Origin of the sequence: Pseudomonas sp. 2VD (assembly GCF_005503585.1) — a bacterium.
GTDB lineage: Bacteria > Pseudomonadota > Gammaproteobacteria > Pseudomonadales > Pseudomonadaceae > Pseudomonas > Pseudomonas aeruginosa.
Genome location: NZ_SCND01000671.1, coordinates 1 through 1,189, shown reverse-complemented (window position 1 = coordinate 1,189; position 1,189 = coordinate 1). Strand labels below are relative to the sequence as shown.

1 protein-coding gene is annotated in these 1,189 nt (G+C 67.8%); it reads left to right on the top strand.

Translation table 11 applies throughout. The features are described 5' to 3' along the window. Positions 1-1,189: class I SAM-dependent methyltransferase family protein (locus FFS27_RS32970; protein ID WP_137952568.1), on the top strand; the 1,189-nt coding region annotated here is incomplete at both ends.

The following is a 1,189-nucleotide window of genomic DNA, read 5'->3' as shown; positions in this document are numbered from 1 at the left end:
GCCACCAGCGGGCGCGACGTACAGACCTTCGTCGACCATATCCAGGCCGTCCACGGTATCGCCGAAGAGCGGATGGCGGTGGTGGCGCAGAGCGTCGGCGCGGTGCTGGTTTCCACCTGGGCCCACGACTACGCGCCGAAGGTACGCGCGCTGGTGCTGGCTTCGCCGGCGTTCCAGGTCAAGCTCTACGTGCCGTTCGCCCGCAGCGGGCTGAAACTGATGCGCCTGTGGCGCGGCAATTTCTTCGTCAACAGCTATGTCAAGGCACGCTTCCTCAGTCACGACCCGCAGCGGATCGCCTCCTACGACAGCGACCCGCTGATCGCCAAGGCGATCTCGGTGAACGTCCTGCTCGGTCTCTACGAAGCTGCCGAGCGGGTGGTAGCGGACGCACAGGCGATCCAGATTCCCACCCAACTGCTGATTTCCGGGGCCGACTTCGTCGTCCATCGTGCGCCGCAGGAGCGCTTCTTCGAGCGTCTCGGCAGCCTGCGCAAGGAAAAGCACATCCTGCCCGGCTTCTTCCACGACACCCTTGGCGAGCGCGATCGTCACCTGGCCGTCGCCCGTGCCCGGCGCTTCCTCCTCGAGGCATTCGCCACGGCACCTGAACGACCGAGCCTGCTCGATGCCGACCGCCTGGGTCATACCTGCGCCGAGGCCGAGGCACTGGCCGCGCCGTTGCCGAAGAACTCGCCGCGCGATCTCTACTGGCGCGCCACCCGTGCCGGCCTGCGCCTGGGCAGCCTGTGGTCGGACGGGGTCAAGCTGGGCTTCGACACCGGTTTCGATTCCGGCAGCACCCTCGACTATGTCTACCGCAACCAGCCCACCGGCAGCGGCCCGCTGGGTCGCCTGATCGACCGCAACTACCTGGACTCCATCGGCTGGCGCGGCATCCGCCAGCGCAAGCTGCACGCCGAGGAGCTGCTGCGCCTGGCCATGCAGCGGTTGCGCGAGGAGCAGCGCGAGGTGCGCATCGTCGACATCGCCGCCGGCCACGGCCGCTACATCCTCGAAGCCCTGCAAGGCGTCGAGCCGCTGCCGGAAAGCATCCTCCTGCGCGACTACAGCGAGATCAACGTGCGTGACGGCAGCGCCCTGATCGAAAGCAAGGGCCTCGCCGGCATCGCCCGCTTCGTCAAGGGCGACGCCTTCGATCGCGCCGACCTGGAGGCGCTGCAACCGA